Origin of the sequence: uncultured Microbulbifer sp. (genome assembly GCF_947489355.1) — a bacterium.
Lineage (GTDB): Bacteria > Pseudomonadota > Gammaproteobacteria > Pseudomonadales > Cellvibrionaceae > Microbulbifer.
Genome location: NZ_CANLDD010000034.1, coordinates 1 through 19,652, shown reverse-complemented (window position 1 = coordinate 19,652; position 19,652 = coordinate 1). Strand labels below are relative to the sequence as shown.

Genomic DNA, 19,652 nt, shown 5'->3' with positions numbered 1-19,652 from the left:
CAGGAGCTGCGTATCTTAATGATATTCTTTGCGGCGTCAACGCCTTTTTTATTTTTTGCCTTTCTGTGCGTTAAGGCTTACGGGTGGGGAGTTGCGGGCGTGTCCGCGGCTTGGTGACGCTGTTATAATCGAGGAATTTCCGGCGGATTGGATGTGGGAGAAACTGTGAGACAGGAGCGCTGGCTGGGCCGAATTGTGTTGGCACTGGGTGTGCTGTGCCTGTCCGTGGCAGTGCAGGCGGTGGTGGAGGCTGAAAAGTTGTCCTCCCCTGATCTGGAGGCGCGATATCGGGTGTTGATTGAGGAAATGCGTTGTCCAAAGTGCCAGAACCAGAACCTGGCTGATTCGGATGCATCGATTTCCGTCGATCTGCGCCGGGAAATACGCCGGCTTTTGGAGGAAGGCTTCTCCGATAAAGAAATAGTTGACTATATGGTGGCGCGCTATGGGGATTTTATTCTCTACCGCCCTCCGGTTCAACGCAACACCCTGGCGCTGTGGCTGGCCCCTGGCATATTTGCGCTGATAGGTTTGCTGGCGCTGATTGTGATTGTGTTACGTGCCCGCAGTGGTACCGGCGCAGACCAGGGTGACGATAGCGGTGAATTGAGTGACGATGAGCGGCGCCGATTGAAAAAGCTGCTGGGTAATGATCCGGGCGATTGGACCGGCAGCGGGAAAAAGAGCAAATGATTGATATCTGGTTTGGGCTGACCATTCTGCTGTTATTGCTGGCCCTTGTCTTTTTGTTGCCGGCCATGCGGACTGCTCGTGCTGGGGGCTCGGATGACAGCAAGCGTACTGCGATAATTGAGCTGTACCGGGCGCGTACCAGCGAGCTACATGATGCCCTGGACAGGGAGGCCATGGGCGAGAAACAGGTCGCCCAACTCGAAGCCGAAATGGCCCGGGAGCTGCTGGCCGCGCGGAGTGGGGCACCAGCCGCTGGGCCCAGCCGGCGCGGTGCCGGCTTGTTGATTGGCCTGGCGCTGCTGGTGCCGTTAATGGCAGCTGGGGCTTATATCTGGTCCGAGCGCCCCGGCGAGGTGGCCTTCTACCGGGAGGTTGTGGCCAGCCACCAGGGTGGGGTGGATGCGGCTACTGTGGCGCGCATTACCCGTCAGTTAAAAGATTGGGTGCAGAAGCATCCCGAGGACCTGCGCAGTCGTTATGTTTTGGCGCAGCGGTTACTGGTCGCCGGGGATATCGCCGGTGCGGTGTCGGCTTATCGCTTTGTGGTTGAGCGTGAGCCCCAGGCGGCATCGGTAAAAGCCGAGCTGGCACAGGCGCTGTTTTTTGCCGGGGGCTCCAAAATCACCGAAGAGATTCGCCTGCTGGTCAAACAGGTTTTGGAAAGTCAGCCCACCGATGGCACTGCCTTGGGTTTGGCGGGAATAGCCGCTTATGAGGACAAGGACTACCGCCAGGCGCGCGATCACTGGCAGAGTGCCTTACAGCAGCTCGAGCACGGCTCGGCTGCAGCAGAGGCCTTGGCTGCCGGGGTTGCGCGGGCGGAACAGGCCCTTGCCGATAATTCCAAAACGGCGCTAGAGCCCGCCAGTTCGGAGGCACTTGGCGGAGCTGCGATTCGGGTACAGGTCAGTTTGAGCGGAGAGATCGCTGCAGACTCCGCTACGCCGGTCTATATTTATGCCCGTAGCACCGATAGCCCACTGCCCTTGGCAATAGTACGCTTGAGCGCGGGCCAGTTGCCGGTGGAAGTGGTGCTGGATGAGTCTCGCGCGATGATGCCGGGGCGCTCCATTGCTTCGGTGGATTCTGTGCAACTGGTGGCGCGCCTGGCCCTGCACGGCGATGCGCGCCCCGTAGCGGGAGACTGGCAGGGCACCATTGAATCTCTCTCCAGGGAAAACTGGGGAAAGGCTCAGTCCATCACGATTGATCGGGAACTCTAGGGTGGTGTGGTCTGGCGGTTGTTGTGCTTTCGCGGGTAATTAAATGGTACTGGCTAAAGCCGTTACGGTTTTTCTATTTTCAATCGCGAACTGAGAACAGGGTTGCACTCTATAGGGCGCGGGCGCACCTGTGTTTCCGAGTTGTGCTTTTGGCGGCGGCTGATTGATTGCAAACCTGCCGGGAATACTATTGATGAGTCCCAGTTGCAACACCTTGACTTGAGCGCTGGCTGGATCGGTCGAAAATCCTTCTGAATAGCCACTGTTAAAAAATAGCGCTGAAAGCCCCGACAGCGCCATGTACAATCGGTGGTTTGAGGATTTGGCCGGCAAAGATAAGAGATACCGAGTTAAAGATTACATGCGTCTGAAGTGCATCAAGCTCGCGGGCTTCAAGTCCTTTGTTGACCCCACCACTGTTTTTTTTCCTACAAACCTCAGCGCGGTGGTTGGTCCCAACGGCTGTGGCAAATCCAATATCATTGATGCGGTGCGCTGGGTCATGGGTGAATCGTCCGCGAAGAACCTGCGCGGCGACTCCATGACCGATGTTATTTTCAATGGCTCCAGCGGGCGTAAACCGGTTGGCCAGGCCTCTATCGAGCTGGTTTTCGATAATTCCCAAGGCAAACTTCCCGGTGCCTACGCTGCCTTTTCCGAAGTTTCTGTCAAGCGCAAAGTCACCCGCGAAGCGCAGAACAACTACTTCCTCAACGGTGAAAAATGCCGCCGCAGAGACGTGACCGATTTGTTTCTGGGAACCGGCCTCGGCCCGCGCAGCTACGCCATTATTGAGCAGGGCATGATTTCGAAACTGATCGATGCCAAGCCCGAGGAATTGAGGATTTATATCGAAGAGGCCGCCGGTATCTCCAAATACAAGGAGCGCCGTCGAGATACCGAAAACCGCATGCGACGCACCTCGGAAAACCTGGAACGCCTCGCGGATATCCGCGACGAACTGGGCCGCCAGCTGTCGCGCCTTGAGCGCCAGTCTGCCGCGGCGGAGAAATATAGTCGCTTTAAAGGCGAAGAGCGCAGTCACAAGGCGAATTTGCAGGCGTTGAAATATTGTGCCTTAAACGAACAGGCCACTGACAAGCAGCAGCAGATCGGCGAGTTGGAGCTCACAGTTGAGGCGCTGGTGACCCGGCAGGTCCATTGCGACACAGCGATCGAGCAAAAGCGCGTGGGCTATCATGAACTGTCCGACAGCTTCAATGAGGTTCAGGAGCGCTTCTATGCAGTGGGTGCGGATATTGCACGCCTGGAGCAGAGTCTCGCCCACGCCCGCGAGCGCTCCACGCGCCTGCAGTCTGATTTGGCACAAACCGGGCAGGAATACCTTGAGGCGGAGACCACTCTGGCGGTGGATCGGGAGAAGGCTGCGCAGTTCGAAGAGGAGCTGACGGTGATAGTGCCGGACCTGGAGATAGCGCTGGCCACGGAGGAGGAGTCCGCCAGTGCGCTGCTTGAGACAGAGGAGCACATGCGCAACTGGCAGAGCGAGTGGGACCAGTTCAACCAGACCGCCTCGGGTTCGCGCCAGAAAGCCGAAGTGCAGCAGTCGCGCATCCAGCACCTGGAGACTTCCGGGCAGAGATTGCTGGCGCGAATCAACAAACTGGCCACCGAGCAGTCCGGTCTTCAGGTTCCCGGTGATGGGGAGGAAATCCTGCAGTTGGGTGAGCAGTTGGCCGAGTTGGAAATACAGGTTGAAGAGCGCCGCGAACAAATAGTGGAGCGGCGCGAGTGTCTGCAGGAATTACGCGCTCGCGAGGGCGAGCTGGCCACAGAGTTGGACCGGTTGCAGTTGCAATTGCAAACCGGTCGGGGCCGTCAGGCTTCTTTAGAGGCCCTGCAACAGGCGGCGCTCGGGCAGGGAAAAGCGGTACAGCGTTGGCTTCAGCGGCAGGCCCTGGCTGACAGACCGCGCCTGGCCGAACAAATACAGGCAGACACAGGCTGGGAAACTGCGGTTGAAACGGTGTTGGGGGAACAGCTGCAGGCGGTGTGTGTCGAGCGGTTGGAAAGCCTCACCGAAGGGCTTGCGCAGTTGCAAAATGGCCAGGCGGTATTTATTGATCACAGTGCCCTGGCTGCCCCGGTTCGGGGTCACTTGCCACCCCTTTCGGATGTGGTCCGGGGCCCGGCCCCTCTGGCAGGTCTGCTTGCGGGTATCTATACTGCCGACAATTTGACCGAGGCATTGACACTGCGCTCGGGTCTGCAGATCCAGGAGTCCATTGTGACCCGCGATGGCCTCTGGCTGGGCCCCAACTGGCTGCGTGTGCGCCGCGCCAGCGATGCTGAGTCCGGCGTGCTGGCACGCAAGCAGGAACTGGAGGTGTTGGCTCAGGAACTTGCACAGTGCGAGGAACAGATAGGCACACTCAACGAGCATCGCGAATCCCTGCGTGAGCAAGTCGCTGATCTCGATCGGCAGATTGAGCAGGCGCGCAGCGATTCCGAACAATTCGGCCGTCGCGAAGCAGAACTGCGCAGCCAACTGTCCGCCCGTCGCGCCCGTGCCGAGCAGGTGAGTGAACGCCGCAGTCGCATTGAGCAGGAAATGATCGAGGTGCGCGAGCAGCAGAACGCGGAAGCGGAGTCCCTATCCGAGGCGCGCCTGTTGCTGCAAGAAGCGGTCGAGGCCATGAGTGACGATACAGATCGTCGTGAAAAACTCATGGAACACCGTGAAGCATTGCGCGGAGCTTTGGATACTGCTCGCCAACGTGCGCGCGAAGGCAAGGACCGCGCCCACGAGTTGGCCATGCGCGAGCAGTCTGTGCGCACACAAGTGGTGTCCCTGGAGCGCACTCTGCAGGTCATGAATGCGCAGTTGGCACGGCTGCGCAGCCGCCGCGCCCAATTGCAGGAACAGATGGCCGAGACTCACGATCCGTCCCAGGACGTTCAGGGAAAGCTGGAAGAGAAATTGGGTGCGCGCCTCACGGCGGAAACCGAGTTGGCCGAGGCGCGCGCGGAGCTCGAGGCAGTGGAGACCGGCCTGCGTGAGCAGGAACAGGAGCGCCACAAGGTGGAAGCGGCCCTGCAGGGGGTGCGTGCCCAGCTGGAACAGGCGCGCCTCTCCGCCCAGGCCCTGGAGGTGCAGCGCAGTGGGCTGGCAGAGCAGCTGCGCGAGAACGATCACGATGTGGATCAGCTGATCGAACAACTGCCCGGGGATTTGACCATCGCCCAGGTACAGGAAGATTTGGAACTGGTGGTTGCGCGCATCTCGCGCCTGGGACCCATTAACCTGGCAGCCATTGATGAATATAAACAGGAATCGGAGCGCAAGCACTATCTGGATCGCCAGTATGGAGACCTGACAGAAGCGCTGGAGACCCTGGAAAATGCAATCAGGAAAATCGACAAAGAGACGAGAACCCGCTTTAAGGAAACCTTTGATCAGGTCAATGCGGGCCTGCAGGAACTTTTCCCCAAGGTGTTTGGCGGCGGCAATGCCTATCTGGAACTAACCGGGGATGATTTGTTGGATACCGGAATTGCGATCATGGCGCGCCCGCCGGGTAAGCGCAACAGCACGATTCACCTCCTCTCCGGTGGAGAAAAGGCACTGACGGCAATCGCAATGGTCTTTTCCATCTTTCGTTTGAATCCCGCACCTTTCTGTATGCTGGATGAGGTGGATGCTCCACTCGATGACGCTAATGTAAGTCGATACGCACGAATGGTTAAAGAAATGTCAGAGCACGTTCAGTTCATCTATATTACCCACAACAAGATCGCTATGGAGATGGCGAATCAGCTGCTGGGTGTGACTATGCATGAACCGGGAGTGTCGCGCCTTGTATCGGTGGATGTGGAAGAGGCAGCCGAGCTGGCTTCCGCATAAGGCGCAGAAAGGAGAGGCACTTAAATGAACAACTGGCTGGTTACAATCCTGATTGTAGTGGTGCTTGTGGCAGTACTGGATGGTGTGCGCCGCGCGATTGTGCGGCAGCGTGCCGCTGTGAAGGTTTCCCGAAAGTTGTCCAGGGCAATGCAATCTGAGGTGGACGGTGATGCCGACCCTGTGTCCAGGGCCCAGCCGAACGCGGAGGGCAGAGACCCTTCAGTGGGCGCCCATGACAAAGTGAAACCGAGGCAGGCAACCAGTGAGTTGCCCGGACAGGTCCGCGTGGTCCAGCGCCGGGCACTGGGGGATGCGTTGCATGTAAACCGTCAGGTACAGGAAAGTTTTATCTCCTCGCGCAGGCCCCTGGCGGGCAGCACACCACCGCGGAATATTGAGGAGCAGGGCATGCTGGATTTTGAGGAGCGGGTGCCCACATTGATGGAATCCATAGTGGACGGGCAGCGCTTTGAGCCTGAGCTGAACGAACTCGAGAGCCTGGGGGTACTCAGTGCAGAATCGAATCCGTCGGGCCGACCCCCACAGGACAATCCCCACCAGGAGGTGCTTTGCGAGCAATATTCCCAGACGCTTTCCCGCGACGCAGGACAGCCCCAGGAAAAATCCCCGGTGCGCGATGAAGTGCTGGTGATTAATGTGATGGCGTCAGAGGGGGATTGTTTCGAAGGCAATGATCTGTTGCGCGTGATGTTGGCCTCGGGAATGCGTTTCGGCGAGATGAATATATTCCATTATCATGAGGATGGTGGTGCCGATGGCTCGGTGATTTTCAGCCTTGCCAATATTGTGGTGCCAGGGGTCTTTGACCTTACACAGATGGAAGAATTTACCACGCCCGGCGTCAGCCTTTTCCTGGCGCTGCCGGTTGAGGGGGAGGCGATTAAGGCGTTTGACCAGTTGCTGTTCACCGCTTACAAAATTGCCGAGTTGCTCGGCGGTGAACTCAAGGATGAAAACCGCAGTGTTTTTACCGCCCAAACTGCCGGGCACTATCGCCAGCGTGTGGTGGAATACCAGCGTTGCCGGGCTCTGGCGATGGCACAAAGCTGATTGTGCGGATGCGGGATCTACGCCATTTTTGTTAGGTAACAGCGGTGCCAGGCCATGCCCGATCCAACCCTGTCAGGATTTCGGTCACGGGCCGGGGCCACTGTGACGCGTAGAATCCAGTTTTCTCAATAATAAACTCTTTTCACTCGACAGAATTGATGAGTAATCAAACTATTCCCCACGCAACGCGCGCGCGGGTTCAGGCACTGCGAGAAATTCTCCAGCGAGCCAACTATCAGTACTATGTGCTGGATGATCCGGAACTGCCGGATGTGGAGTATGACCGCCGTTTGCGTGAATTGCAGGATATCGAACGGGAATACTCCGAACTGCGAACCCCCGACTCGCCCACTCAGCGCGTCGGTGCCGAGCCGTTGGCCTCTTTTGCCCAGGTGCACCACGAGGTGCAGATGCTGTCGCTGGAGAATGCCTTTAACGATGAAGAGCTACTGGAGTTCGACCGTCGCGTGAGTGAACGCTTGAACAGCACAGGGCCAATGGAATATGCATGCGAGCCTAAACTGGATGGTATTGCGATCAGCCTACTGTATCGCGATGGGGTACTCAAGCGTGCGGCTACCCGTGGCGATGGCACTATCGGTGAAGATATTACCCAGAATGTACGCACTGTGGGCTCGGTGCCCCTGCGTCTGCGGCGGCATAAAACCATAGCGGAATACCCCGGCGTGCTGGAGGTGCGCGGTGAAATTTATATGCCGAAAGCGGGGTTTGCCGAGCTGAACCGCAAGGCCGAGACTACCGGTGAAAAATTGTTCGTCAATCCCCGCAACGCGGCCGCCGGTAGTTTGCGCCAGTTGGATTCCCGTATCACTGCGCAGAGACCCCTGGAGCTCTGTGCCTACGGCACCGGCCTCGTGGAAGGTGCGCCCCTTCCGGGAGCGCACATGGAAACCCTGCAGCTGCTCGGGCAGTGGGGTTTTCGTCTCAACCGGGAAATGCGTGTGGTCAGTGGTATCCAGGCCTGTATCGACTATTACAAAGCGCTCGGCGAAAAGCGCGATTCGCTGCCCTACGATATCGATGGTATTGTTTTTAAAGTCAACAGCATTCCCCTGCAAAAGCGCCTGGGTTTTGTCGCGCGGGCGCCGCGCTGGGCCGTGGCCTACAAATTCCCAGCCGAAGAAGAAATGACAGAGCTTTTGGATGTGGAGTTCCAGGTGGGCCGCACCGGTGCAGTAACCCCGGTGGCCAGGCTCAGGCCGGTGTTTGTTGGCGGCGTGACGGTGTCCAATGCAACCTTGCACAACCGCGATGAAATCCAGCGCCTTGGGGTAAGGATCGGTGACACTGTGGTGATTCGCCGCGCCGGCGATGTGATCCCCCAAGTGGTCTCGGTGGTGGAGAGCAAGCGACCGAAAAGTACCCACACCATTACATTTCCCACCCACTGCCCGGTGTGCGGCTCGCCAGTGGAGTCGGCACCGGGAGAGGCGGTGGCCCGTTGCAGTGGCGGTCTGATCTGCAGTGCCCAGCGCAAGCAGGCGATTAAGCATTTCGCCTCGCGCAAAGCGATGGATATCGATGGTCTGGGTGACAAACTGGTGGAGCAATTGGTGGATGAAGGGCTACTGCACTCGGTTTCCGGTCTGTATCACCTGAGTCTCGAACAGGTGGCGGGTCTTGAGCGCATGGGGCAAAAGTCCGCACAGAATCTCCTCAATGCGCTGGAGCACAGCAAAGAGACCGCCCTCGCGAAATTCCTTTACGCACTCGGCATCCGCGAGGTGGGAGAGGCGACAGCGCGCAACCTGGCTCGGCACTTTGGTGATCTGGAAGCATTGATGCGTGCGGACGAGGAGGCCTTACAGGAAGTGGAGGATGTGGGTCCGGTCGTTGCCCACTTCGTTGCGGAATTTTTTCAACAGCCCCACGCACTGGAGGAAATAGAGGCTATGCGCCAGGCCGGTGTGCGTTGGCTGGCCGAGGAGCGTGGAGGGGAAGAACAGCCTTTATCCGGCCAGACCTGGGTGCTGACCGGCAAGCTGCAGACTCTGTCGCGCAGTGAAGCCAAGGATTATTTACAACAGCTTGGTGCGAAGGTGGCCGGTAGCGTCTCCGCCAAAACCGATAGCGTAGTGGCGGGCCCCGGCGCTGGATCGAAATTGAACAGGGCGCGTGATCTGGATATTCCGGTGATGAATGAAGAGGGGTTGCTGGAAATGTTGCGCCAGCGCGGGTTTGATCTTTAACGGAATTCCGCTGACAGGCTGAAGCAGCTTTGTATTACAGCGAATATCTATGTAGCGACAGTGTTCGTTGCTGGCGTTATGGCTTTCTGGCCGCTGCGCCGTTAAAGTTGGGTTTCTCAACCTATATTGCCCAGGATACTTGGTGTCCGGTGGCACTGCGGTAAGGAATGGAACGAATGCTTCGGGGCGATCAGGAATCCATAGTCTACGGTTGTATCAAGGACAGTAACAGCCTTACCGGTGGCAGTGACCGCCGGCGAGTCAATCGAGAGGCAGTCCTCGCTTTGCCCGGCGCGGATGAATGGCCCTTTCTCTGCCGCGATATGTTTGCGATTCCCACCATCAAAGTGAAACAGTCTCAATACCAGACCGATGTCATTCATTTTGGCGCTTCTTACCGCGCAGTGGAATACGAGTGGAACCTGTGGATCCAGAAATTCGAAGAGCTGCTCAACAGTATGTATTGGGTATCGGCCACTGTGCACCTGGAAACCGAGCTTTCCGGTGTGCACTCCTTCAGTTGGGAGTCCGCCGACCTCTACCATGAGCCCGGCAGCGGAGATATGCAGGTGCGCTGTGAATGGACCCAGGAAGGGCGGGTCAGTATCTGAGGTGACCGCTGCGCCGGGGTGATTGGAGGATGGGCGCTGCGGATTCAATTGCCTTAGCCTGTGCGGCAGCTATATTCCCGGGGAACCCCTTTCAGAGAAGCGCTGTTCTGCTACAGTGCCCATGTCGCTACGGCGATCATGGCTTGCCAGGTGAAATTAAAAAATGGCGTCAGCTCGCAACCTACCAGGAAGGATTGAACATGACCAAAGCGAATTCCCTACTCTTTGTCAGTGTCTTGATGCTGTCTGCACTATTGTACGCAGAAGAACATGGCACCAAAATCGATATGGCCAGCAAGGCGCCGGAGGGCGCCAGGCTCTATATCATTTCACCCAAGGATGGTGAGAAGGTTTCCCAGACCTTTACCGTGCGGTTTGGTTTGTCCGGTATGGGTGTGGCACCTGCGGGCGTGAATCTTGAAAACACCGGGCACCACCATCTGCTGATTGATGTGGATAACCTGCCGGATTTGAGCAAGCCGCTGCCGGCGAACAAAAATATTATCCACTACGGAGGTGGCCAGACCGAAACCGAAATCACCTTGCCCCCTGGCAAACATACGCTGCAACTGGTACTGGGCAACTATCTGCATATTCCCCACCAAAACCCGCTAATGTCCAAGAAGATAACGGTCGAAGTGGAATAGTCTCTGCGGTACAAATAGCAATTCTTGACCGGTGCGTATGACGCACCCTGTGAGAGGGAAATGGGCGGAAAATTTCGAACCGAAAGAGACAGCCTCGGTGAGGTGCAGGTACCGAGGGAGGCATTATACGGGGCCCAGACCCAGCGTGCGGTAGAAAATTTTCCCGTCAGTGGCAATCGCCTGCCGGCCGAGTTTATTCATGCCCTGGTGTTGATCAAGAAGTCGGCGGCAGAGGCCAACAGAGACCTGGGTCTGCTGAACCAGGCCCAGGCGGCGGCCATTATCGACGCCTGCAACCGTCTCGGCGACCCCGGATATCTCGCCCACTTTCCGGTTGATATTTACCAGACTGGCTCCGGGACCAGCTCGAATATGAATGTCAACGAAGTGATCGCGCACCTCGCCGGAGACGGCAACGGCCTGCCCATCAGTCCCAACGATCACGTCAATATGAGCCAGAGCAGTAATGACGTCATTCCCACGGCGATCCACGTGTCGTCACTGCTCGCCGTGCGGGATAAGTTATTGCCCGCTCTGCGACATTTGCATACCCGCCTGCGCGACAAGGCTGTCGAGGTGCAGAGTGTGGTAAAAACCGGTCGCACCCACCTGATGGATGCGGTGCCTATGACCATGGCCCAGGAAGTGGATGCCTGGGCGGCGCAGATAGAAGCCTGCCGCGAGCGCATACGCGCTACCATGCCGCGCCTTGCGCAACTGGCCCAGGGCGGCACGGCGATCGGTACCGGGCTCAATGCTCCACCGGATTTCTCCGAACTGTTTGCGCAAAAACTGAGTGCGTACACCTCCCAGCAGTTCCGTCCGGCGGACAACCTTTTTGCCGCAATCTCGTGCCAGGATACGGCGGTGGAACTGTCTGGACAGCTCAAGGTACTGGCGGTGGCCATGATGAAAATCGCCAACGATTTGCGCTGGATGAACAGTGGTCCACTGGCGGGTATTGCAGAAATTGAATTGATGGCTTTGCAGCCTGGCAGCAGCATAATGCCGGGCAAGGTGAATCCGGTAGTTGCCGAATCCGCAGCCATGGTGGCGGCGCGAGTGATGGGTAACGACAGCACCATCACTGTGGCTGGGCAGAGCGGTAATTTTCAATTGAATGTAATGCTGCCGTTAGTGGCCAGCACCCTGCTCGAAAGCATCAACCTCCTGGCCAATGCCGTCCTGCTGCTGGCGGATCGCGCCATCGCAAGCTTTACCGTGAACCGGGTACATATCGAGGACACAGTAGGGCGCAACCCGATTTTGGTAACGGCGCTGAACCCAGTAATCGGCTACTCGAAAGCCGCCGAGATTGCCAAGGCGGCTTACGGTAGCGGCAGACCGGTGTTGGATGTTGCCCTGGAGATGACCACGCTCAACCGGGAGACCCTACAGGACCTGTTGGATCCCGACCACCTGGCCAAAGGTGGATTGGTGGGGGAATAGCTTGGCCCCGCGCACGGGAGTATCCCCTTGCGATTCAAGCGAAATAAGCGATGCCCAACATCACTAGGGAGATAATCGCCGTCAGGCACATCAGCCAGTGGAACAGGCGTTTCAGGGTGTCCTGATCCTCGGGTTCCAGCATTCTTCTGGGCATTCGCTCCTCCTGCGGCGTTGACAGAAACCTGCCAATCCTTCACGATTCGACGCCGCGCCGGTACCTGACACCGACAATACAATGGTAGTGCCACAGAAAGTGGTAATCTCTCCTTTTTTAAAATCAATGTTTCCAAATCACCATGGCCAATAAAAGTCGCCGCTCTTTTATCACCAGCGTTCTCGCCTGTGTCGCATTTGTCGCCGCAGCGATTTTTAGCTGGGATCTGCCCGTAAAGCATGTTGTTTACTATCTGGTCTTTATACTGATAGTACTCTTTGTCATTATTTTAGTTGCGATGGGCTTCGGGGCCTTGCTCAGCTGGTTGCGCAGGCGAAAGTAAACAGATGGCATCAACAAAAGAGGAACTCCGTATACCCATCGCCTATCTGGAGCGTTTGCTAGAAGAAGCGATACGCCATGGCTGTGACCGCGGTGAACTGCTGGCTTTAGTTGGCATTGACGAGTCGGAGTTACATGGTGTCGCAGCCTTCTCGGCAATCAAATACGGGCGCTTGTACCAGCGTGTCATGTGGCTGGTGCAGAACGAGTGGTTTGGCATGCTCAGCGGGGGGCGGGTACGCTCCGGCTCTTTTCGCTTGCTGTGCCTGGCTGTGGTGAACTGTGTCACCCTACGCCAGGCGATCACGCTCTGTGCCGAATTTATGGAAATTTGCCGCGGCTTTAAGGTGAAACCGGTATTGGAATCTGGTGATTTCGGGCGCGAGCGTGTTGAGATATGCGGTATCAGCTCACTGGGAGCGGGTGAGTTCGAGCAGTTGCTCGCATCCACCAGCCCCAGCGTGGTTCGCACCACCCTGGCTGTTTGGCACCGTTTCTACTGCTGGTTGGCCGGGCGAGAGATCCCCTTGGCGCGTTTGCACTTTTCCTTTCCCTGCCCCGAAGCGTTTCGCAGCCTGGCCCAGAGTGAGGCGGACGAACTGCTTTTCGACCAGCCGTTCAATGCCCTTGAGTACGATGACCGTTATCTTGAATACCCGGTGGTGCAGAGCCCTCAGACGGTGGAGGATTTTATCCGCACGGCCCCGTATCATCTGGTGATCAGTGACGGTAGTGCCAACAGCATCAAGACCAAGGTGAAGACCATCCTGAACCGGGATGTGAGCGAATCTATGCCTGCGGCAGAGGCTGTGGCAGAGCGGCTTAATATGTCGGTAACCACCTTGCGCCGTCGCCTGCAACAGGAGGGCACCTCCTACCAGAAGCTGAAGGACGAGTGCCGTATGGAGGCCGCCTTCCACTATCTGAGCTGCCCGGATCTCTCCAATAGCCAGATTGCCGAAATGCTCGGATTTGACGAGTCCAGCACCTTCTTTCGCGCTTTTAAGAAGTGGACAGGCATTACACCAGGAGAATATCGTCGGGGTGGTCGCGCCGCTGCCGGTCTGCACATGTGATTGCACTGGTCACACTTTTTCCAATTCCCGCCTTGATTTGTCACCGCTTTGGACGGATTTCGCCATAGAGGGCGCTGTCGGCTTACTACTATGATGAACCAATAGCATAAATTAGTCACAAACATGACCGGCCAGTTTTCGCTCGGCCCAGAAAATCATTGAATTGAGGGTATCAGGATGACCGATGTCAAAATGCCACTGCGCGATTTGCGTTTTGTTATGCGCGAGATGCTGGGCTCAGATGCGCATTATGCATCACTTGGATATGGGGAGGTTACTCCTGATGTTGTAGATGCCATCCTGGAGGAGGGCGCGAAGTTCTGTGAAAACGTACTGGTGCCACTGAATCAGATCGGCGACCAACAGGGCTGTACCTGGAATGATGGTGAAGTCACCACTCCCGCAGGTTTTAAAGAAGCCTACCGGCAATTTGTGGAGGCGGGTTGGCCCGCACTGCCGCATAATCCGGAGTACGGTGGCCAGGGTCTGCCGCCATCGCTCGGAACTGTGTTGAGCGAAATGGTGGGTATCGCCAACTGGTCCTGGGGCATGTACCCCGGCCTTTCCCACGGTGCCATGAATACCCTGGAAGCGCATGGTACCGCAGCGCAGAAAAACACCTATCTGACCAAGCTGGTCGAAGGTAGCTGGACCGGCACCATGTGCCTGACCGAACCACACTGTGGCACCGATCTGGGTATTTTGCGCACCAAAGCTGAGCCGAATCACGACGGCACCTACGCAATCACTGGTACCAAAATCTTTATTTCCGCCGGTGAGCATGATATGACCGAGAATATCGTGCATATCGTATTGGCGCGTCTGCCGGATGCGCCAGCGGGTACCAAGGGTATTTCGCTGTTTATCGTACCCAAATTCCTGCCTAATACAGATGGCTCCGCCGGTGAGCGCAACCGCGTAGTTTGCGGTTCCCTCGAGCACAAAATGGGTATTCATGGCAATGCCACTGCGGTTTTGAATTTCGATGGGGCCAAGGGCTTTTTGATCGGCGAACCAAACAAGGGCCTGAACTACATGTTCACCTTTATGAACACCGCGCGCCTGGGGACTGCCCTGCAAGGTCTGGCACATGCTGAAATCGGTTTTCAGAAATCTCTTGCCTATGCCAGGGAGCGTCTGCAGATGCGCTCCCTGTCCGGCACAAAAAACCCACAGGGACCGGCTGACCCGATTATCGTGCACCCGGATGTCCGGCGCATGTTACTGACCCAGAAGGCCTTCGCCGAAGGCAGTCGCATGTTGGTCGTTCACTGTGCCCAGTTGGTGGATATCACCCACAGGGGAAGCGAGGAAGCGAAAAAAGAGGCAGAAGATCTGCTGGCCTTGCTAACCCCCATCGCCAAAGCGTTTATTACTGAAGTGGGCTTTGAGTCAGCAAACCTGGGCTTGCAGTGCTTTGGCGGTCACGGCTATATCACTGAGTGGTGTATGGAACAAAACGTGCGGGATGCGCGCATCGCCACTATCTATGAAGGCACTACCGGTATCCAGGCACTCGACCTGCTGGGCCGCAAGGTGCTGCTGAGCCAGGGCGAGCTGCTGCGCGGGTTTACCAAGAAGATACACAAGTTCTGCCAGGCGGAAATTGACAACGAAGCCCTTGCGCCTTTTGTCATCCAATTGCAGGCGCTGAACAAGCAGTGGGGCGACCTCACTTTGCAGGTGGGGAGTAAAGCGATGGAAAATGCCGATGAGGTCGGTGCGGCCTCTGTGGATTACCTGATGTACTCCGGGTACACCGTACTGGCGTACCTGTGGGCGCGCGCCGCCCGGGTGGCCAATCTGAAACTGGCCGAAGGTGCCGAAGGTGCCGATTTCTATCGCGCTAAAGTGGCGACGGCACGTTTCTACTTCGAACGCATTCTGCCGCGCACAGCCAGCCATGCCACCGCCATGCAGAATGGTGCGGCTTCCCTGATGGAGTTGGACGCAGCACATTTTGCGTTCTAATACCCCCCCAACAAAAAAACCGCCTATGATTCACCGGCGGTTTTTTTTACCAATGCTAAAGTGGCTAATATCAGGGAGACTCCAATGCACCTGTCGGATTCAGTGCAGGAGCACCTGCAGCACTTAGCTTGTTTGCACCCACTTGCTCGGGTACAGTTCCGGCTGCCGGATGCCTGTGACTTCTATGTATACATAGCGGGTACGCCGGACAAGTTTGAAGTGGTATCCGAGTTTGGACAGGCAGAGGCACCGGCACTGATATTGGAAATGACCAATCATACCCTGAGGGCCATACTGGACGGTCATTTAAATGCGCGGCATGCCTTTTTGCTGGGAGATGTCCAATACTCTGGGGATCGGGAGCTGGCAGCTGCACTGGCAGGATTATTCCCTGCACAGAGTGGAGGCTTGTTAGGGAAGGCATAGATACCCCGCTTTGCACTATTTTGCAGGATACGATAATCAATAAATAAATTGTCGCTGGCTCCTTGGTTGGTTTTACCTATGAACTCTGAGAGTTTGGTCGGCGACAACAACAACCTGGAATGGGAGAAGAGAGTTGGACATTGATCGCAGCATACTCGATGTATTCAAGGGCGCATGCGCCAAATTTGGTGACCGACCGGCTTTCTCCTGTCTGGGGCGAACTCTGACAATTGGCGACATTGATATCCTGAGCGCCAGATTTGCTTCCTATTTGCAACATCACACGCATTTAAAGCCCGGTGATCGTATCGCCGTTCAACTGCCCAATGTACTGCAGTACCCTGTGGTTGTCTTCGGTGCCTTGCGTGCGGGTCTTGTGGTGGTTAACACCAATCCGCTGTATACCCAGCGCGAGCTGAAACACCAATTGAATGACTCTGGTGCCAAGGCGTTAATCGTTCTTGCCAATATTGCCGATACCGCCTCTGGGGTGGTTGCGGAAACCAGTGTGGAAAAAGTGATTGTCAGCGAAATTGCGGACCTGCATAGCCCGTTCATGCGCACTTTGATCAACAGTGTGGCCAAGTACATCAAAAAAATGGTGCCGGATTTTTTCTTTGCTCAGCAGGTACGTTTCCGTGACGCCATGGCCCTCGGCGCCAGGCAATCCCAGCGGGATGTGGAAAGAGCGCCGGAAGATATTGCCGTGCTGCAGTATACCGGGGGGACCACCGGTGTTGCCAAGGGTGCAATGCTGACCAATCGCAACCTGGTTGCGAATATGGAACAGGTGCGCGAAGCTTTTGGCGATGGTATGAAAGAGGGGGAGGAATACTATATCGCGCCGCTGCCGCTTTATCATATTTACGCTTTCACCATTCACTGTATGTGCCTCTTCGCCTCGGGCAACCACTCGTTGTTGATTCCAAACCCGCGGGATATTCCAGCTTTTGTGAAAGCCCTGAAAGGTCAGCGATTTACCGGGTTTGTGGGTTTGAACACCCTGTTCAATGGCCTGATGCGCAACAAGGCGTTCTCAGAGTTGGATTTCAGCAAGCTGCGTTCCACTGCTTCCGGTGGTATGGCCCTGACCCGCGATACCGCCAAGCGCTGGGAAGAAATGACCGGCTGTAATGTAATGGAAGGCTACGGTATGACTGAAACCTCCCCGGTTGTCTCCTTCAACCCGATCGGTGGCGTTCAGCTTGGCACCGTGGGTATTCCGGTACCGGGTACCGAAGTTAAAGTTGTTGATGGGGATGACAATGACTTGCCCAACAATTCGCCCGGCGAGCTCTGCGTGCGTGGTCCCCAGGTTATGAAGGGGTATTGGCAGCGCCCTGAGGCCACCGCCGATGTGCTCGACAGCGAGGGCTGGTTGAATACCGGGGATATGGCGGTTATTCAGGATGATGGTTACATCAAAATTGTGGATCGTAAAAAGGATATGATTATTGTATCCGGTTTCAATGTATATCCCAATGAGATTGAGGATGTGGTCAGTGCACATCCAATGGTGGCCGAAGCTGCAGCAATCGGTATTCCCGACGAAAAGAGCGGCGAGCGGGTCAAACTGTTTGTGGTCAAGGCCGGTCAGCCCTTGACCGAGAGAGAAGTTACGGATTTTTGCCGGGAAAATCTGACCGCTTATAAAGTGCCAAAGCAAGTGGAGTTCCGCGAGGATCTGCCGAAAACCAATGTCGGCAAGATTTTACGCCGCGAGTTGCGCGAAGAGGAATTAAAAAAACGCGAAACGGTCAGTGCCTGATGGGCTGCCCATTTCCAGTGCATCTAAAATAGGACGGAAACTCATCAATGCCCCATCAACGCTGAATATATTGGTCCAATAAAATTAGCTTCCGGGGATGATTTTAGCCTCATCCACGCCGATTGTGCTCAACGGAAGTCGAAATCTGGCGGTAATTGACTGATCGCTAATGACTCAGATTGGTGAAAAAACTCGGGTCTGATACGAATCAAGCCAGCCTTCTGAAGCAGCGCACAAATAAAAGCTATTGATGCGGGCAACCAGTTTGCCCTGCACCCGCATCACGCTTTTGGTGCTGATTCTACAGAGACTGTAAAAGAGATTCCTAGAGGTGCGCGTTGACATCCCAGGATTCACGGGCCAGATCAGTGGCAAGGAGGGTTTTCAAAATAGCCGTATGGCCGCTACCTGCGATAGCAATAACCCTGGAGCCCGGTTGAGCTACTGCCTGTATATTGGCGTACATACGGAAATTGCGATGCCACCAGCTAGTAGATGCCTCAGCTCCGACAAACTCTCCGCCGGCCCCAATGTCATTGACCATAAGGTAGAGATTCATATTCTCGCGATCTTCTGACGGATCATTGCTCTTTCTCAGCAGGCGTTCCAGAGAAAAAGTTTGGTGTTGATGGGCGGTGAGTTCACTGAACTGCTGAATGTGCTCATCAAATAGCTTTTTTCTATCTGGATTGGATTTTTTCATATATTCTATCAATTTTGCGCCATTCCAGTGCACCTTTTGCTCGTCATAGCAAATGACACCCGTCAACCCTGCCTGGGCTGCGATGCGAAAACCCAGTTGCTGGTTTTCGTTAACATCAAGTTTGTGTTCCCCATTGATATAGGAATGAAATAGCCGGTCATACTCCTCCTGAAGTGTGGGATCACATTCGAGCATGACATGCGTGGGAGATTGTTTTGCAAGTTTTCCGGTCAGCTGTTCAAGATATTGCTGATTTTGCGGTGTCAATACATCAATTATTTCGCTTTTCACGACATCCCGGCTGGGGTTTGCAAAGTGGAATACCCCGAACAACATAACCTGGGCTGCAGGTGCCTCCTCTACCTCTAATGCTTGTCCTTCAGCACTCCAGCCGGTAATGCTGGCCGGTAGCATGAGGGCACCAATAAGGATTCTGGTAACTATTTTCATTGTTGGTCTCGTACTTTTCATCTGTTGTGAATTATAAGGGCAACTGCCACTGCTGAATAGGACGTATCCCTGAAAGGTTTGGATGCAGTGCTTCTGAGAAAATTGTTATGGCAAATGTATGCCTGTGCCTCGCGCTCAATCGCTAGATATTCATATCTGCTCCAGAGGTCATCACATTCAGTAAAACATTTTCAGATAACACCGACATAGATCTTCTGGATTTGAGAGGTTCAATGCACAATGATCAGCGAGAAAACACCCGGCTTGGCAACTGGTAGAACACTGAAATCCTCATTGGCAGTCCCCTGCCGATTGGACAGCGATAGCAGGGCAAGGGGGGCAACGGGGGCAACGGTTTCCTGAGGGGATATTCACCCAGAAATTGACAGCTAGTCAAAGTTATCATTGGCCTCAGTTTCTGGGGTGGGTACAGGATTAGGGTCATCCAAGTGCAGGAATCGGTTTTTATGCGCGCCTTTCTGTTTTTTATGCCAAATCGAGACAGCATGCCACCTGTGAGATCCGTTTAAGCCTGAGGCAGTGGTCCAGGGCTACGGAGACTTCAACAAGCTTCCCGGTCGTGTGTTTAACGGTAGAATTGACATTGGCACAGTGTGCTGGAAATGGGTAACCGGCATTAATCAGCACAGCTTGTTAATACCCGCTATGGCTGGTATCAAAACGTCTAGAATATTGGCTCCGATGTGTTTTTTTTTCGCAGCGAAAGCCTGCCCGGACTTTGTGAAATCGGTATTTTGGTTGATGGTGTTTTGGGGTAGTTCAGTGAAAAGAGGAGAAAAAAGCTGGTTGGAGTGCGAGGTGGTCCTTAGAGCGCTTCAGAAAATCAGCAAGGGCGGTAAGGAGAGAGCTCATGCTTTGTGAAATCACTTTCTTCCTTTGGGTTGCCTGAAATTAATTGTATTAGTTCAGACCAAATCTGACACATCTCCTTGAAAAGAGGGGGTTTACCGGTTTTGATGAAGGTGACGAAAC

General features: G+C 55.5%; 14 protein-coding genes. 13 read left to right on the top strand and 1 reads right to left on the bottom strand.

Features of this window, described 5'->3' with window-relative positions:
- The first annotated feature begins 165 nt into the window (after positions 1 to 165).
- The 13 genes from Q1A48_RS13615 to Q1A48_RS13555 all read left to right on the top strand — a co-directional run bounded on the left by Q1A48_RS13615 (position 166) and on the right by Q1A48_RS13555 (position 17,506).
- Complete coding sequence (locus tag Q1A48_RS13615; protein ID WP_299945805.1) at positions 166 to 693, top strand: cytochrome c-type biogenesis protein; 528 nt, start codon at positions 166 to 168, stop codon at positions 691 to 693.
- Complete coding sequence (ccmI, locus tag Q1A48_RS13610; protein WP_299945802.1) at positions 690 to 1,916, top strand: c-type cytochrome biogenesis protein CcmI; 1,227 nt, start codon at positions 690 to 692, stop codon at positions 1,914 to 1,916. The genes Q1A48_RS13615 and ccmI overlap by 4 nt, the downstream gene beginning before the upstream one ends.
- Before the next feature lie 361 nt (positions 1,917 to 2,277).
- Positions 2,278 to 5,781, top strand: coding sequence for a chromosome segregation protein SMC (gene smc / locus Q1A48_RS13605; RefSeq protein WP_299945799.1), 3,504 nt, complete (start codon positions 2,278 to 2,280; stop codon positions 5,779 to 5,781).
- A gap of 24 nt (positions 5,782 to 5,805) precedes the next feature.
- Positions 5,806 to 6,852, top strand: a complete 1,047-nt coding sequence (gene zipA, locus Q1A48_RS13600; protein ID WP_299945797.1) for a cell division protein ZipA — start codon at positions 5,806 to 5,808, stop codon at positions 6,850 to 6,852.
- Between the two features lie 158 nt (positions 6,853 to 7,010).
- Complete coding sequence (gene ligA, locus Q1A48_RS13595) at positions 7,011 to 9,062, top strand: NAD-dependent DNA ligase LigA (RefSeq protein WP_299945794.1); 2,052 nt, start codon at positions 7,011 to 7,013, stop codon at positions 9,060 to 9,062.
- 176 nt (positions 9,063 to 9,238) lie between these two features.
- On the top strand, positions 9,239 to 9,673 hold the full coding sequence (locus Q1A48_RS13590; protein ID WP_299945792.1) for a hypothetical protein: 435 nt from the start codon (positions 9,239 to 9,241) through the stop codon (positions 9,671 to 9,673).
- A 200-nt stretch (positions 9,674 to 9,873) separates the two neighbouring features.
- Positions 9,874 to 10,320, top strand: a complete 447-nt coding sequence (locus tag Q1A48_RS13585; RefSeq protein ID WP_299945790.1) for a DUF4399 domain-containing protein — start codon at positions 9,874 to 9,876, stop codon at positions 10,318 to 10,320.
- Positions 10,321 to 10,380: 60 nt separating this feature from the next.
- Entirely contained in the window at positions 10,381 to 11,769 is a 1,389-nt protein-coding gene (locus tag Q1A48_RS13580; protein ID WP_299945787.1) for a class II fumarate hydratase, read from the top strand.
- Between the two features lie 296 nt (positions 11,770 to 12,065).
- Positions 12,066 to 12,266, top strand: a complete 201-nt coding sequence (locus Q1A48_RS13575) for a hypothetical protein (protein WP_299945786.1) — start codon at positions 12,066 to 12,068, stop codon at positions 12,264 to 12,266.
- A gap of 4 nt (positions 12,267 to 12,270) precedes the next feature.
- The gene (locus Q1A48_RS13570; RefSeq protein WP_299945785.1) at positions 12,271 to 13,341 is read left to right on the top strand and encodes an AraC family transcriptional regulator; all 1,071 of its coding nucleotides are present in this window, start codon (positions 12,271 to 12,273) and stop codon (positions 13,339 to 13,341) included.
- A gap of 177 nt (positions 13,342 to 13,518) precedes the next feature.
- A complete protein-coding gene (locus Q1A48_RS13565; protein ID WP_299945784.1) occupies positions 13,519 to 15,312 on the top strand; it encodes an acyl-CoA dehydrogenase C-terminal domain-containing protein in 1,794 nt (597 codons plus the stop codon).
- Positions 15,313 to 15,396: 84 nt separating this feature from the next.
- Entirely contained in the window at positions 15,397 to 15,738 is a 342-nt protein-coding gene (locus tag Q1A48_RS13560; protein WP_299945783.1) for an SCP2 sterol-binding domain-containing protein, read from the top strand.
- A 133-nt stretch (positions 15,739 to 15,871) separates the two neighbouring features.
- Positions 15,872 to 17,506: an AMP-binding protein gene (locus Q1A48_RS13555; RefSeq protein ID WP_299945782.1), complete on the top strand. Its 1,635-nt coding sequence runs from the start codon at positions 15,872 to 15,874 to the stop codon at positions 17,504 to 17,506.
- A 325-nt stretch (positions 17,507 to 17,831) separates the two neighbouring features.
- Here the strand turns inward: Q1A48_RS13555 and Q1A48_RS13550 are convergent, their stop codons facing one another.
- Positions 17,832 to 18,659 (bottom strand): DUF5694 domain-containing protein, encoded by an 828-nt coding sequence (locus Q1A48_RS13550; RefSeq protein WP_299945781.1) that lies wholly within the window; start codon positions 18,657 to 18,659, stop codon positions 17,832 to 17,834.
- Positions 18,660 to 19,652 lie beyond the last annotated feature (993 nt).